This window comes from uncultured Fibrella sp. (assembly GCF_964250085.1).
GTDB lineage: Bacteria > Bacteroidota > Bacteroidia > Cytophagales > Spirosomataceae > Fibrella.
In genome coordinates, this window is sequence record NZ_CAXUEC010000004.1 from 505,763 (window position 1) to 520,783 (window position 15,021).

10 protein-coding genes are annotated in these 15,021 nt (G+C 54.0%); 6 read left to right on the forward strand and 4 right to left on the reverse strand.

The annotated features are described in order from the left end of the window. Positions 1 to 10: 10 nt before the first annotated feature. Entirely contained in the window at positions 11 to 982 is a 972-nt protein-coding gene (locus tag ACFE8Q_RS15665; protein WP_375446349.1) for a T9SS type A sorting domain-containing protein, read from the forward strand. Here the strand turns inward: ACFE8Q_RS15665 and ACFE8Q_RS15670 are convergent. Beyond that, the gene (locus ACFE8Q_RS15670) at positions 979 to 1,485 is read right to left on the reverse strand and encodes a GNAT family N-acetyltransferase (RefSeq protein ID WP_375446350.1); all 507 of its coding nucleotides are present in this window, start codon (positions 1,483 to 1,485) and stop codon (positions 979 to 981) included. The two genes, ACFE8Q_RS15665 and ACFE8Q_RS15670, sit on opposite strands and share 4 nt — an antisense overlap. Before the next feature lie 117 nt (positions 1,486 to 1,602). Here ACFE8Q_RS15670 and ACFE8Q_RS15675 point away from each other — a divergent pair, with 117 nt between their 5' ends. Beyond that, positions 1,603 to 2,625, forward strand: a complete 1,023-nt coding sequence (locus ACFE8Q_RS15675; RefSeq protein ID WP_375446351.1) for a hypothetical protein — start codon at positions 1,603 to 1,605, stop codon at positions 2,623 to 2,625. 78 nt (positions 2,626 to 2,703) lie between these two features. Here ACFE8Q_RS15675 and ACFE8Q_RS15680 read toward each other — a convergent pair whose 3' ends face one another. Further along, complete coding sequence (locus ACFE8Q_RS15680; RefSeq protein WP_375446352.1) at positions 2,704 to 5,172, reverse strand: choice-of-anchor A family protein; 2,469 nt, start codon at positions 5,170 to 5,172, stop codon at positions 2,704 to 2,706. A 456-nt stretch (positions 5,173 to 5,628) separates the two neighbouring features. Between ACFE8Q_RS15680 and ACFE8Q_RS15685 the strand changes: the two genes are divergently transcribed. Further along, positions 5,629 to 6,897: a 3-deoxy-D-manno-octulosonic acid transferase gene (locus tag ACFE8Q_RS15685; RefSeq protein ID WP_375446353.1), complete on the forward strand. Its 1,269-nt coding sequence runs from the start codon at positions 5,629 to 5,631 to the stop codon at positions 6,895 to 6,897. A 7-nt stretch (positions 6,898 to 6,904) separates the two neighbouring features. Here ACFE8Q_RS15685 and ACFE8Q_RS15690 read toward each other — a convergent pair whose 3' ends face one another. Next, on the reverse strand, positions 6,905 to 9,442 hold the full coding sequence (locus tag ACFE8Q_RS15690) for a glutaminase domain-containing protein (RefSeq protein ID WP_375446354.1): 2,538 nt from the start codon (positions 9,440 to 9,442) through the stop codon (positions 6,905 to 6,907). A gap of 225 nt (positions 9,443 to 9,667) precedes the next feature. On the opposite strand from ACFE8Q_RS15690, the gene hslV reads away from it, so the two are divergent. Together hslV and ACFE8Q_RS15700 are read left to right on the forward strand one after the other, a co-directional pair. Continuing rightward, positions 9,668 to 10,210, forward strand: a complete 543-nt coding sequence (gene hslV / locus ACFE8Q_RS15695) for an ATP-dependent protease subunit HslV (RefSeq protein WP_375446355.1) — start codon at positions 9,668 to 9,670, stop codon at positions 10,208 to 10,210. Positions 10,211 to 10,324: 114 nt separating this feature from the next. Then, positions 10,325 to 11,761: a CHASE3 domain-containing protein gene (locus tag ACFE8Q_RS15700; protein WP_375446356.1), complete on the forward strand. Its 1,437-nt coding sequence runs from the start codon at positions 10,325 to 10,327 to the stop codon at positions 11,759 to 11,761. 31 nt (positions 11,762 to 11,792) lie between these two features. Here ACFE8Q_RS15700 and dacB read toward each other — a convergent pair whose 3' ends face one another. After that, positions 11,793 to 13,382 (reverse strand): D-alanyl-D-alanine carboxypeptidase/D-alanyl-D-alanine-endopeptidase, encoded by a 1,590-nt coding sequence (dacB, locus tag ACFE8Q_RS15705; RefSeq protein ID WP_375446357.1) that lies wholly within the window; start codon positions 13,380 to 13,382, stop codon positions 11,793 to 11,795. Positions 13,383 to 13,581: 199 nt separating this feature from the next. Between dacB and ACFE8Q_RS15710 the strand changes: the two genes are divergently transcribed. Further along, positions 13,582 to 15,012 carry an MBL fold metallo-hydrolase RNA specificity domain-containing protein gene (locus ACFE8Q_RS15710; RefSeq protein WP_375446358.1) on the forward strand — a complete coding sequence of 477 codons (1,431 nt, stop codon included), beginning with the start codon at positions 13,582 to 13,584 and terminating at the stop codon, positions 15,010 to 15,012. Positions 15,013 to 15,021: the final 9 nt, after the last annotated feature.

The following is a 15,021-nucleotide window of genomic DNA, read 5'->3' on the forward strand; positions in this document are numbered from 1 at the left end:
ACACACGCTTATGAATTATTTCTACACCTGCCTTCTGTGTGCGCTTTCTTTTTTTGCCAACGCACAAACAGTCTGTTCAACCATTGCCTCGGGCGACTGGACGAACAACGCCATCTGGAGTTGTGGAACAGCCCCGACAGGTACGTTCTCCGGTACTATTATTATTCAGAACAATGTTTCCATAACCAGTAACGTCACCATATCCGGTCTGGCTACTGTTGTTATAACCAATAACAGTACGCTGAACGTAGCAGGCAATAATGCCCTGACACTGAGCAACAACGCCTCTAAAGTTACCCTCAACACTGGTTCGACTGTAAGCGGGCAAAACGCAAACTCGGTCATTATTGTTGGCACATCGCCCACCACTACCTACAAGAGCAATGGCAGTGGCAATGCCATTAGCGGGCCAATTGTCTTAACCAATTCGGGGCAGGCTCTTCCTGTTACCCTGGTGTTGTTCAGCGCATCGCCTCAAGGCAAACGGGTATCAATTGCCTGGGCTACTGCCAGCGAAGACGGAGCCAGTCAGTTTAGTATCGAGCGCAGCCATAACGTGGGCGAGTTCGTAACGATCGGTATCGTACAGGCTACAGGAACAACCAGCATCCGGCAGAATTATGGGCTGATCGATGAGCAACCGCTGCCGGGCATTAACTACTACCGGCTCCGGCAAGTTGATTTCGACGGCACTACGACATACAGCAAAACGGTGTCGGTTCAGGTCAATGAATTTGAGCCGGGATTACTGGTGCTGGGCAACCCTGTACGAATAGGAACCATTTATTTATCGACCCAGAACTTAGCCAATGCTACCTATCAGCTTATGTCGTTAAGCGGGCAGATGGTGGAGACGAAAACGGCGGCTCAAACCAATGGCGATGTAGCCGTAACACTTGTCAATCGGCCAGCACCGGGCTTATACCTGCTAACCGCACAGACCGGCTCGGCTCGGCTTGTGCGTAAAATTCTGATCGATTAAGGCCTTCTTTTCTCCCACCAGCGAACGTATTCGTCCTGCTCGAAGGGCATAAACTGATTATTAAGCAATACCGCCTGTGAAGCGGTATTGTTTAGGGCTGTTTCGGCAGTTACCCGATCGACACCCGGTTGCGAGAGCGCCCAGGCCGTTAACCCGCCGACGATTTCGGTCATGTAGCCACGCCGTTGAAAGGCTGGGTACGTTCCATAGCCGATCTCAACCGTCTGCTCCTCATCTGGTGCCCCTTTAAACTTGGCATCGGCCACAAACTGATTCAGTTCCCGGTCGAGTGCTACCCAGATGGTGTCGTAGATAGGCTGGCGGTCAGGGCTTTGCAGGAAGGGAATGGTAAATGCTTTAATGATACTCAGTAACGGTTCTGCTACTTCACGGTGTCCAGACCGCACACCAAGTTCATCTTCCAAACGTGTTCCGCCCGCAATATGCAGACGTACCTGGTCAACTGTCAGGGGAATAAGCGTAAGTCGGGGCGTAGCAATCATTGGTAAAAGCAGAACTGGCAGTTGTTCAAAAATAAAGGTAATCGGCTGTCCTGCCAATTTACTTTACCTTCGGTTGCTGGTTTTACCACGGAACACCTTTTATCCAAGACGTCAAGTATGCCCATCATCACCCGGAAGAAGCTGGTTTATCCCATCCGCTCAACCCTGCGAACGTACCTGACCCAGTACAACCGCGAACACAACCTGCCTATTCAGTACACGGATCTGCTGCGCTACGATAACTCGGCGGCCTTGTTTGATAAGCGGAACCGCGATACGCTTTGGGAAACAGTGTATTATCCGGCTTCGGAGGCGAATGAAATGCTCTCGGCGCTGAAACAGATCTACGCCATCCTGAAAGCCGACGGCGATATGTCGGTCACCGGCCACCTCACCATCGACCGGGTTGACCTGTGCTGTTATGGGAATACATCGCCGTTTCGGGTGCGGGTGCGCAATCTGGTGAACGACAACTTCGATTATTTCTACATCAAAAACGCCGATGCGTCGCGTATTTACGGACTTGAATTAGAGCATATTCTCTCGCCCAATCGCATCAGCTACCTGACCAGCAACCAGACGTTGATCGAAGAACATATTGCCGGTATTCCGGGCGATATGTTCTTCGAACAGCGGATCAATGAAGAAGGACTAAACCCCGTACGCTTGTGCAAAGAGTTTGTCAAATTCAACGAACGCTGCTTTGTCCGGCTGTTGGGCGATATGCATTCCAGTAATTTCGTCATCGACGTAACACCCGATTTCGATGAAGTGTATTACCGGATTCGGGCGATCGATTTCGATCAGCAGTCATACGAAGGGCGTAAATCCGTGTATATGCCGCAGTATTACCGGCAGAATCAGCCCATTATCGACCTGGGAACCAGTGTGCTCACCCCGGAAAGTGTACGGCAGTACCAGATCGAAGAACGGTCGCTGATGGCTGGGCGGCTGCGCGTTGAACAGGCCCGAATTGGGGATCTGATGGCCGCCATGCGCTTCGACCTGATTGCGCCGGAAGAGAACGTAACCTCATTGATCGACTCGCTCAACCGGCACTATGGCGTTAGCCGTTTCGACGGCTGCCGCACGATGGGTGATATTGTATGGCGCAGTCTGGAACTGGTCACCATCCACTAAACGGACAGCCGTTTCCCGCCCGCTTCGGGTTGTTTCCAGGTACGTTGTTGCTATGCCAACGTACCTGGAAACAGTTTTTTACCTGGCCCGTATGACCTTCCGGCTCATGAAGGGTATACACACATTGGCCGGGCAGGGACAGACTGCCGGCATCAGCGTTACTGATACATCTTTGTGGCACCCTGCGCTATTATAAACACGTATGGTATACGTTTTGGCCACCGCAGGGTTAGCCAGGTTACTGACAATCACCCCATTTGCGGGAATCGCCTGAGCTGACCCCGACAGGGAAGCAACCGGGTTGAAACTGGCACCAGCCGAGTACTGATAGGTGTAGCCCACCCGGAACTGGCTCAGTATCAGCCGCCCGGTAGGCTGCGGGGTATTGCCTACACAGGTAGCCGCAATAGCAACGGCCTGAAACGTCGGCAGCGTGTCTTCCTCCACGATATAGGGGCAGCAACTATAGTCGGCACACTGGACAGCAGCGGGGTTTGTTGCTAAGCTATAAGCACCGGGCTGACTGACCGTCAGGGTATTGGCCGTGAAACTGGTTAGCTGGGTTGTAACCCCCTGATAGGTGCGATACCAGCGGTAGGAAGTGCGACCGGCAATGGCGGTTAGTGAGAAGCTATACTGGTTGCCCACACAGACCAGTACAGGAATAGACGTGCAAACCGTGGCCACATCGCCGGGAATGGTGGCTTTGCTATAGAGAACGCCCGAACTGTCGGCGATGGCCCGGAACGTCATCGTCACGCTTTGGCCGGGCGAAATGGTGCCCACCGTCCAGGTGCTGACGGGCATTCCCTGCACGAAAGACGTACCTGCCGGTGGCGTGGCCGAACCGCTCACGTAACGTAGCCCCGTACTGACCGAATCGCGCACAACCACACTGGTGGCCGGGGCCGTACCGGTATTGGTAAGCACCAGCGTATACGTGAGCAAATTACCAACCCTGGCCTTCGACGCACTGACCAACTGATCAATCATCAACCGTGGAACAGCGGCGGGCTGCGTACAGGAGGCGGGGGCGGTGTAGGCTGTTGTGATTGTGCTGCAACCGGGCAGGCTGACCGTCAGGGTATGGCCAACCCCATCGGAGACTAAACCAGTGAAGACCTTCGTGACTGACGTGGTGGTGGCAGCAATGGGCTGGGTAACAGGCGTTGTGCCGGGCAGGCTAAGGGTAAGCGTACCTGCCGAAGCATTGGTTACACCCACTACCACGGTAGCCGAATAGGTGTTGGTGGCGGTATTACAGGCCCCCGGCGTAACAGTAGCCGTTAGGGCGCAGGCAGCACACGTGCAGCTTCCCTCAAACGGGTAGTTGTGAATTTCCGTTGCCTCGGCGCTATGAGTTAGATTTCCGCCAACGGCCAGCCGACCGTTCAGGTTTCCGTTCAGCACCACATTTCCAATAGGCACCAGTACTGACCCACTAATGGCGGCATTGAATGTTACCGAACTCGCCGTTCCAAAGTTGAACAGTACCCGTCTGACATCCACATCTGGATCGGTTGTACCAAAGAACGAATAATTCGGGTCGTTGGCGATACTGGCCGCCACATTCGATACATCCCAGTTGACGACGGTGCCCAACACGTTGATGATGATGGTAGCCCCCGCCGGTATGCCGCTGAATAGCAGGTTCTGGTTAGCCAACCCACTGATGTTAGCCGTAGTTAGGTTGAAAACCTGAATAGGCGAGGTATTATCACCCCGCAATGTGTTGTTGGCCGCCAGGAAAGACCCCGTTGCCGGTAAGGCCGTGTAACAGGCACTTTTGGTAGCCAGGTTCGCAAATACCGAATTGATATTAATCAGGGCATCAATGGCGGCTGTTCCCTGATTGGCCTGAATATCGTTAAAACCACCGCTGCTGACGTCGACCGTTGCCGGTACGGTGCCCCCAACCCGCACCTTGCCTACAAGCGGGGATGGGGCCGACTGCGCATTGCCAAGATAGCCGGTAGCACTTGCAGTTCGCTGAATACTCCCCCGTACAATGAGGTTATCAGCTCTGTCCGGGCCAACCACAAACGTACCTCCGCCCGACGTACCTACCCCATAATAATCGCGTTCCAGGATGAAGTTACCGCCCACCGCAATGCGCCCCTCTGTTTCTGATCCCCCCATATCGGGCACAGTAAAGTTTCCCTTTACGATTACATTGAAGTTATTGTCGACACCCGCGTAGCCAGCACCAGGGGGACCCATCGGAAAAATGGTGCCCGAATATGTACCTGGACAATCGGGGCCAGAGCAACCGTCGAATGGGGCACACTGCGAAACGGCGAACAACAGAGCCGAACGCGGAATAGCCCCAGACGGGAAGCTTCCAGTACCGGTTAAAGTAACTGGTGGCTTAACGACCAGCCGCTTAAGACGCTGTATGGCAGGGGGGTCAGCCCCGACATGGGATCGCCTGAACCGGTCTGCCTGCTTTGCCGGAGATGTACTAACTGAATTATCACCTGTTACAGGTAGTGAAGTGGCAACTACTAATCCTCCGTAGAGAAATAGCATACTTGCATATTTTAGCATAAAAAGAGTTGTCGTTGATACTCAGTAAATAATACTTGGCGAACAACCCGTTTGTAAACAGAATACATGCCATATGGCTACATAAACCTAATATACGTATTTTAGTAAAATACTGCTTTCTGGTAATAAATCAATAGTTACAACAAAGAAAAAAAGTGCAAATGAATGCACAAATAATCATCTTGCTCATTTTTTGTGCCATATTTTAAATCGAGCTTACCTGACGAGGAGTCGGCTGCCATCAGGCTTGCGTAACAAAGTCAAATGCTTGCCCGTCAGTCTACTACAGTTCAGGATAATCGGGCGGCTTTTATGTTTGAGCCTGATGCAAGGCAAACTTGCAGGCTGTCGGCAGTCGGGTATATAGAACTGTCTGGACATATTTGTTGCTTGTTTGTTACTGCATGACGTCATTGACAGCCTCGCCCACGACCGATCATTAAATACGTTTCCTTAATGCACCTGCTCTATAATCTTTCTATATTTCTTTATTCGCTGCTCATCAAACTGGCGGCTCCGTTCAACCAGAAAGCACGATTGCTGGTGAACGGACGCAAAACCTGGCGACAGCCATTCAGCGATAAACCGCTCGACCCAACCCGGCCGGTAGCCTGGTTCCATGCCGCCTCACTGGGTGAATTTGAACAGGGCCGACCAGTGATCGAGGCATTCAGGGCAACGTACCCGGCCTGGCAGATTGTGCTATCGTTCTTTTCACCGTCGGGTTATGAAGTTAGAAAGACATACGCTGGCGCCGACCTGATAACGTACCTGCCCGCCGACACCGCCGCCAACGCCCGCGACTGGATGCAGCAGGTACATCCGCAGATTGCTTTTTTTATCAAGTACGAATTCTGGTATTACTACCTCCAGGCCCTTCAGTCGGGCAATCCCGCCGAAGCGGGACAAGCTGTACCGACGATCTCGTTCTCGGCCATTTTCCGGCCCGATCAGCTTTTCTTTAAATCCTACGGTGGTTTTTATCGCAATCTGCTGACTTATTTTGATCACATTCTGGTGCAAAATCAAGAGTCGGTAGACCTCCTGACCCGCATTGGCATCACCCATACAACCCTTGCGGGCGACACCCGTTTTGACCGGGTAGCGCAGGTTGCCACCACCAAACGCGATATACCCGAAGCCGCCGCGTTTGTCGGTAGCCTGCCCACCCTGATCGTGGGTAGCGCGTGGGCCGCCGACATGGCCGTTCTCATTCCGGTGCTAAACGCGTTCACCCAGCCACTACGTGTTATTATTGCGCCTCACGAGATCAACGAGGCCGAAATTGAAGGGTGGCGCACCCGGTTAACGGCCTCATCAGTACGGTTTTCAACGTTACATACCGCCCCCGTTCCTGCAGATGCCCGCTACCTATTTATTGATAACATCGGCATGTTAACCTCACTATATCAGTATGGAACGATGGCCTACATTGGCGGGGCGTTTGGCAAAGGCTTACACAACTGCCTCGAAGCCGCCACCTTCGGCCTGCCGTTGCTATTCGGCCCTAACCATCTCAAATTTCAGGAGGCCGTTGACCTTATTCAGCAGGGCGGCGCATTCCGGGTACGTTCCTCGGATGAACTATCGTCAACCCTTACTCACTTATACGACAACGCCCCGGAACGCGAGCGCGCCGGGGCCGTTTGTCGTAGCTACGTGGCGGAAAACATTGGAGCTACCGAATTGGTAATGAAACAGGTAAGTGCGTTACTCCCGCGCTGAAAACGGGTTATTCAAGCATTTTGATAAAGTAACCACCCACCACTGACCGGGCCTGAAAGCCGACTTTATAGCCGTTGGTGGTTTCGTGCCAGTCGTTGAGCGGCACACGGTCGGGACTTTCGGTGGCAAACCGCAGAATGGGCCTGATCAATGCCTCGAAGTCTTCGGGCTTGTCGGCCAGGGTGGCGGTCCAGACAATCCAGTCCGATTTGGTGTAGGTACGTCGGCTATCCAGCGGCAGGCCAAACGGTTGTTGCTTTGTCAGGTAAAACGCCAGTTCCTGCTCGGCCACTTGCTTCGGAAAGATGTTCAGCCCAAGCAGTTTATCCCAAACCAGGTTGTATTTCTGGCTCCAGGTGCCGGGGGCCTCAAAAGCCAGCATGTAGTGATCGTCGGCGGGGTCTTTTGCCAGTGCCATCCATCGGCCAGCCAGGTCACGGGCCAGGGTCAGGTACGTTGCTTCGGTGAACCGATCTCCCAGTTTACCCGCCAGATACCCATAGCTAGCAATGCCCATAATCGCCTTGATGCTCAGGTTTGCATTGCGGGCCAGATGCCCGGCAAAATCGTCGGTACAAAGCTGGTTGGTTGGGTCGAAACCGTGCTCCCGCAGGTACGTTACCCAGGTTGTCAGCACCGACCAGTGGCGGCGGGCGTAGTTGGCGTTACCTTCTACATGGGCCAGCGCCGCGCTCAGGATCAGCATATTACCGCATTCTTCGACGGGCATATCTTCATGATACGTCTGGCCGTTGGCAATGGGGTACGTCCCCACGTCGTGGGCGGCAAAGGGCTTTGTCCATCGTCCACTTTCCGAGTACTCGAAGATAGGCTCCATCATGCCCTTCAGCAGCGTAGGGTTGTATTTCAGAAAGAGCGGCGCCGACGGGTACGTTACATCGACGGTGCCGATGGACCCGTTGGAAAAATTCTCTTTCGAGAAGAACAACGGCTGGGCTGCTCCTCCCCCACTCGCGGAACCGGCCACCAGTTTATGGGCCGAAATAGCTTGCCGGTAGGCCAGCACACACAGATCGGCATAGGTACTCCCGCCTGCTTTAACGGCGTCGCCATACAGTTCCTTGTCAAACGCGTCGCAGGTTGTCCGTAGCGTTGGGTAGTCGGTTTCGGCGTCTTGCAGGGCCTGTTCAATGGTCGTGTTGCCGTATCGACGCCACCAGGCATTCAACGGTTTGCCAACATATTCGATGGACTTCACATCGTCGTACCCAATAAGCAGGTGCCGCTCTGTGGCCTTTTTCGTCACGGTGCCAAAGTTGAACGAGGTAGCCAGCACCACCGCGCTGTCGGTGATCATGTTGGGTCGGCCACCAACCCGAATGTCGGAGACCATGCCTTCGCGCTCGAACTGGTTCACGGAGCCAGCCAATGTGCCAATACGGTGGCTGGTAGCGTGTTGTGCAGCTTCGTCGCTAACCGGAGCTGCCACGTACAGATACCCCCAGTCGATGCGTACGTTATCGCCTTTAGTGCCCAGAACCGGCTGCCCGGCCGTACCCACCCGCATCCAGTTCAGCACCGGCCGCTGGCCCGAACGGCCACTTTCGGTACGTCCCCGCCGCCAGGTTACCGGTTGCCCCGGGTGGTCGACGGCAATGTCGGAGGCGGCATCCTGATACAGCTCGACCGTGTGCGGCTGTCCGTCTTTCGAGCGCACCCGGTAGGTGATGTACTGCACCGGCCGCGACAGCACATCGAGGTTGTTGAGCAACAACGGAGCCATAAACGTTACCGTCAGTTCAACGCCACCCGCGTCAAACGAATAGGCCGACTGGGTAGCCGATAGCTGCTTTCCCGTTTGTGTGGCGGTTTTAAAATCCATCGTCCGTTCCTGCAACAGGCTGAGGTCTACAAAACCGGGGCCAGCAAGATTCTGGCTGTGAAACGCAATGACATTACGGCCCGGCCGGAGCAACTCGGCAATAGGGCGATCAACGGTGGTGAGGTCATAGTTTGGGGCAACGCCACTGGCTCCGGCTACACGTTCGCCGTTGATAAACAGCTCGTAGTTATCCGTGTAGGCAGCGCTGACCAGCAACCGTCCTTTCGGCACCCGATCGAGCATAACCTCGCGACGTACCCAGATATGCTGGCTCGTCCAGGGCGTTCGGTCGGTCGGGCGCGACCCAAACGGTGCCTGGCCGGTTTGCCACTGGCTATCGTCAAATCCGGGTTGCATCCAGGCGTTGGTTCCCGGTGCATCGGTCCGGTAGCGCGCTTCATAGGGCGTGCGCCTGCCAGCCTGAACAACGGTGTTTCCCACGAATGTTGGATTGCCCATAAACCGATACACCTGCCCATCTACGCGTAAAAGACCATTCAGGGCGTGGGGTCGGCCTGTCCAGTGGCGGGTGGGTTGCTGGTGAAGCTGATCGCCAAACGACCAGATACTGGTGTACGGATCAACCGTGATAAGGGGTGTAGCAGGCGGATTCAGCGCCGCACTGGCTGCGCCAACAAGGGGCCGTTCCAGCCTGTCGGCCAGTCGGCTTTCGGGCTGTAAAAGCCCTTTATGAAGATCCATAGTTACGGTTATACAGTAGGTACGAGTACTGGTGCAAATGTATACAACTGAAGAAAACTATATCACCTATGGACTTTATTTTTTAACTATTTTAATAAAAGAGAGCATTTGCTCTGCGCCCTCTTTCAGTTATGCCAGATCTTGGAGATCTGGCATAACTGAAAGAGGGCCGAATGAACCAAGCCCCGGCTAAAACTGTAACTCAACAAACACGAAACAGAGTCAATGACCATTCATGCTACTACCGTTGTTGGCATTCGCCACAACGGACAGGTTGCTCTCGGTGCCGACGGGCAGGCTACCATGGGCAATACCGTTGCCAAGAGTAATGTTAAAAAGATACGTCGCCTGGCGGGTGGTAAAGTACTGGCCGGATTTGCCGGTTCTACCGCCGATGCGTTTACGCTGATCGAGCGATTCGAGGAAAAACTCAGTAACTACAACAACAACCTGCGCCGGGCCGCCATCGAGTTGGCCAAAGACTGGCGCACCGATCGGTATCTGCGTAAACTGGAAGCTATGATGATCGTTGCTTCGCAGGACGATCTGCTTGTCATTTCGGGTACTGGCGACGTGTTGGAACCGGATATGGATGTGGCGGCTATTGGTTCGGGTGGCGTGTATGCGCAATCGGCTGCGTTGGCGCTCAAAAAGCACGCTTCCCAACTCTCGGCAGCAGATATGGTCACCGAGAGTCTGCACATTGCCGCCGACGTATGCATTTATACGAACCATAATTTAATGATTGAACGTATCGATGCTGTGTAAGTAACGCCTGTTCAACAAACGGGCAATTCGAGCGTTATACAGATACCTATATACGTCTGCTGGATGCGCTTTTTTCCCAATTTATCGCCAGAGAGAGTTAACCGCAGAATTGCGATGAGCTTTGTTTTGGCCATTTTACTGATCAGTATAGGGTTTGCGTTATCAGCCTACAGCTACATCCGGTCGCAAAAAGACAGTGAACGTATAGCCCACACCTTCCGGGTTATCAATACGCTGGAAGATGTTCTGTCATTGGCTAAGGATATAGAAACGGGAACACGAGGCTACCTCATCACCCATAAAACCATTTTTCTGGAACCCTGCACAAGTGCTGCCTCCAGGGTTCATCCTGAGTTACGAACACTGCGCGCTTTGCTGGATGACAACCCGGCTCAACAGCGATCAACGGATACACTAACACGCCTGATCAACGCTAAGATCGCCATTTCTACCCGGCAGGTTCGGTTGAGTCGGCGAGCACCCGATTCAATACGGCAGGCTTACCTGCTTATTGGCAAAATACGGATGGACGATATCCGGGCACACGCCGCCCGGATGATTGCTGTAGAACAGGACTTGATGCAACAACGCAGGGCCGATGCACACCGATCCTTTCAAAATACGCTGGTACTTATTTTTGCGCTCTCGCTGTTAACCTTCGCCGTTCTGCTGATCTCCTACAACCTGCTGGATCGTGAACTCCGGCGGCGCGCTGAAAACGAAACGCAACTCCGCCAGTACGAGCATGAACTCCAGGGTAAGATTCAGCAGTTAGAAGTATCAAACCAGGAACTGGAACGGTTTGCCTTTGTGGCCAGCCACGACATGCAGGAACCGTTGCGCAAAATTCAGACGTTTGGCGACCTGCTGAACCAGAACTACCCCTCCCAGGTCGATAGCAATGGACGGCTCTATCTGAACAAGATGCTGACCTCTGCCGACCGTATGTCGAAGCTGATCCGTGATTTATTGAGCTTTTCACGCCTGAAAAATGAGCCCGACGCCTTCCAGCGCATTTCGCTCGGCGACGTTCTTGACCGGGTATTGATGGACCTGGAAGTACCCATCAAAAAAAACAGTGCCACTATCAACGTCGGGGTCATGCCTGTTCTCGATGCCGTGCCGTCGCAACTTGAGCAGTTACTGTGTAATCTGATTAGCAACGCGCTGAAATATACCAAATCGGGTGTTTCACCCATTATTACCATTAGTGCCAAGCGCGTTTACGGTGCTGCCTATCCCGGCCTACACGTCGATCAAGCCTATTACGAACTGTCGATTACTGACAACGGCATTGGGTTCGACGAAAAATACCTCGACCGGATTTTTGATGTGTTTCAACGGCTGCACGCCAAAGCCGAGTATGAAGGCACCGGTATTGGACTGGCCATTTGCAAACGGGTGGTCGCCTACCATCAGGGCTACATTACCGCCCGCAGTCGGGAAGGCCTTGGTACTACGTTTATCATTATTCTGCCCGAAAATCAGGTAATGACGTCAGCCGCCGTTACAGACACAGTAGAAACGAGGAACAGCAAGGCCTCGCTGTAGAGCGTACCCCGACCCCGTCAGAGCGCCTGAATTATAAGCCTACCAGTAGCACAAACAGCCGTTCGATCTGGGGCGTCAGGGCGGCGTATTTGCCTTCAGCGTATTTGTTAATCATAAACGAAAAGGACATCAGCGTGCCGTCGGCGGCGGTGAAATAACCCGCGTAGGCGCGTACGCCCTCAATAGTGCCGCTCTTGGCCCGCACGTTGCCCGCCGCTTTGGTGCCCTTTGCCAGTCCGCGTACGGTGCCCGTTTGCCCCACCACCGGAATACTGGCGTAGAAAGCAGGATAGGCTCCTTCGCGGGTCATCGCCGACAGAATACTCGTCAGGTTATTGGCGGTCAGCGCACCCGACGTGGAGAGGCCACTCCCATCACGGGGCCGGAAACCAGCCAGATCAATGCCCTTGCCTTTCCAGAAACCCGTAACCGCCGAGATAGATTCTGGCCAGTTGGTGGGTGCCTGCCTGATCTGGCGGGCCGCCGAACGCATCAGTGCTTCTGCATACAGGTTGATACTTTGAAAATTCGTTTCCCGAACAAGGTCGCTCAGGGGTGGCGATACGTACCTGGCAATCTCCGTGCGTACCGCTGGCCTACTGCCCCCCGGCATATCGTTCTGCGTACTGGCCACGTCCAGGCTGGCTGACAACGTACCTGGCACTGGTGCCCCAGGCCGGTAGGAGGTAGCCGGCCCCGCAATACGGACGCTGTCGCGGCGGAGTTGTTCGGTAATGGCGTAGGCCGTGAAATAGGCCGGGTCGGGCATGGCCCCTTTCACGGCGAATTCAGTACTATTGGCCGGAATGGTGCCGTCGAGGGTAGCCGTGTTTTGAAACGGTGTGCCGTAAATGTTCACCTCATCACCGGAATTGGCTGGCCCTACAGTCACCCGATTAGTAAATGTGAGGAAAGGCATGGCCGGATCGGTGCGCAGAACAGGCGCGGGTGACCCCAGGGCCGGACCGGACTTGAAGTAGATCCGGTAGAGGTTCTCGTTAAAATTCAGGCCAAACAGGCCCGCACCGTAATAATTTCCCAGATCGCTGAAGGGCCAGCTATCGGGAATAGGCTGGTCATCGTAGAAACTGGCGTCGCCAATCACCGCCCCGTCGATGCGCCGGATACCCGCCTGCCGCACCCGCGACGATATATCTTTCAGCAGCGCCACCCAGGCCGGGTAACCCGCAAATCGGCCACTGCCCAGCGAGGGGTCGCCGGTGCCGCGCAGGTATAAGTTTCCCTGCAACGTGCTGTCTCTGATGACACCATCATATTCCAGCGTAGTGGTGTAGGAATAGGTGCTGCCCAGTGTGGCTAAGGCAGTTGCCGTTGACACCAGTTTGAGCGTCGAGGCGGTAGACAGGCTGATACCGTCGTTCTGCCCGAAAATAATTCTCCCATCGTTGACCCGCCGCACCGAGAGCGCCACAATACCGTTGCTGCCCAACGGGCCGCTCTGCAACGAAACGGCCCAGGTACGTAATCGTTCTAATGCCGCTGAATCAGGTGAAAGCGTTACCTGGCCAATGGCTGGTATTCCGTTGATTACCCAGACACAAGCGATGAAAAGACGTAAAGCAGACCGACTTACAGAGGATAAAGCAGGGAGGATGAGCACGACGCGGGGGTTAGGCTGTTCAGGCCTTTTTTGTAGCTTTGCAAAGCTAAGGGAATTCAGCATACCGTATCTGCGTTATAGAAAAGCCCTTTTTAACCGCCCGATGACTAATCGAGCCGACCCGGCACACGGCCTCTCCTGAGGGTACGTACTGCCTGAATGCGTCGGCGATGACATATAAATACGGTAAACACCACGCATGAAATTAACATTTTGGGGAGCCGCCCAGCAGGTAACGGGCAGTATGTACCTGCTGGAATTAGAGGATGATTACCGCATTCTGATCGATTGCGGTTCTGATCTGGAGCGCTCGAACGGACAAACTCCCCCCGTAGAACAACCCGTCACTACTGGTTTCTTCCCTTTCGAAGCCTCCAGTATCAATGTTGTGCTGCTCACACACGCCCACATCGACCATTCGGGCAACCTGCCCAATCTGTACCGCGAAGGATACGAAGGTCAAATTCTCTGTACCGAGCCCACCTTCGCCCTCACCGATATTCTGCTGAAGGACGCCGCATCGCTTAACCAGCGGAAAATCAACGACCTGAACGGCAGTAGAAAAAAGAAAGTCCTCGATAAGCAGGTAAAACTTCAGAAGGATCTTTTCCTCGAAAAGCAGGTGCGCGAAAGCATGGAAAGTGTAGTCGCCATACAGTTTGGCCGCAAATTCCGCCTCACCGATTCATGCAGTGTTACGTTTTTTCCGGCGGGTCACCTGCTCGGAGCCGCGCATATTGTGGTCGATGTGTTTGAGAACGGCCAGAAGAAAAGTATCTGTTTCTCAGGCGATATTGGCCGGAAAAACTACCCGCTCCTGGTCGACCCCGCCACCGTACCGCATGTCGACTACCTGGTGTGTGAATCGACCTACGGCAACCGGCTTCACGTAGATACCGAATCGCCCGAGGATGCGCTGGCCGACGTGATCCAACGTACCTGTATCGACATTCCCGGTCGGCTGATCATTCCAACGTTCTCCGTGGGACGTACCCAGTCGCTGCTCTACACGCTCAACCGGCTGTATACCCAACGCGGTTTTCAACCGATTAAAGTGTTCTCGGATAGCCCGATGGGCTTTGAAAGCACCAAGGTGTATGCCAAGAATATACGGCAACTGAGCAAAGAGGCCCGCGATTTCTTCGACGAAAACGAAACCCTGTTCGACTTCGAAAACTTCGAGTTCCTCGAATCGAGCAAAGCCAGCAAAGCGGTGTCTGATTATAACGAACCATGCATCATCATCTCGTCGTCGGGCATGGTGCAGGGCGGTCGTGTTGAATACCACGTGGCGGCCAATATTGGTAACCCGTATTGCACGATTCTGCTGATCGGCTATTGCGCCGAAGGTACGCTGGGCTGGCGGTTGCTGAACGGACAACCTACGCTGACCATCAAGGGTGAAGAAAAACAGGTACTGGCCAACATCGAGAAAATCGACGTGTTCAGCGGCCACGGTGACCGGAACGATTTGCTGAACTTCGTGCAGATGCAATCACCGGAAACGTTGAAGACTATTTTCCTGGTACATGGCGACGCTGGTAGCATGGAATCATTTAAAGAAACATTAGCTGAAGCGGGTTACCCCAATGTGCAGATTCCTGCCAAAGGACAGTCGTATGAACTTTAAACTTCATCA

What these genes read in the sequence shown, in the direction of transcription:
- ACFE8Q_RS15665 (WP_375446349.1), top strand. Translation starts at nt 11, where the DNA reads ATGAATTATTTCTACACCTGCCTTCTGTGTGCGCTTTCTTTTTTTGCC.
- ACFE8Q_RS15670 (WP_375446350.1), bottom strand. Translation starts at nt 1,485, where the DNA reads ATGATTGCTACGCCCCGACTTACGCTTATTCCCCTGACAGTTGACCAG.
- ACFE8Q_RS15675 (WP_375446351.1), top strand. Translation starts at nt 1,603, where the DNA reads ATGCCCATCATCACCCGGAAGAAGCTGGTTTATCCCATCCGCTCAACC.
- ACFE8Q_RS15680 (WP_375446352.1), bottom strand. Translation starts at nt 5,172, where the DNA reads ATGCTAAAATATGCAAGTATGCTATTTCTCTACGGAGGATTAGTAGTT.
- ACFE8Q_RS15685 (WP_375446353.1), top strand. Translation starts at nt 5,629, where the DNA reads ATGCACCTGCTCTATAATCTTTCTATATTTCTTTATTCGCTGCTCATC.
- ACFE8Q_RS15690 (WP_375446354.1), bottom strand. Translation starts at nt 9,442, where the DNA reads ATGGATCTTCATAAAGGGCTTTTACAGCCCGAAAGCCGACTGGCCGAC.
- hslV (WP_375446355.1), top strand. Translation starts at nt 9,668, where the DNA reads ATGACCATTCATGCTACTACCGTTGTTGGCATTCGCCACAACGGACAG.
- ACFE8Q_RS15700 (WP_375446356.1), top strand. Translation starts at nt 10,325, where the DNA reads ATGAGCTTTGTTTTGGCCATTTTACTGATCAGTATAGGGTTTGCGTTA.
- ACFE8Q_RS15710 (WP_375446358.1), top strand. Translation starts at nt 13,582, where the DNA reads ATGAAATTAACATTTTGGGGAGCCGCCCAGCAGGTAACGGGCAGTATG.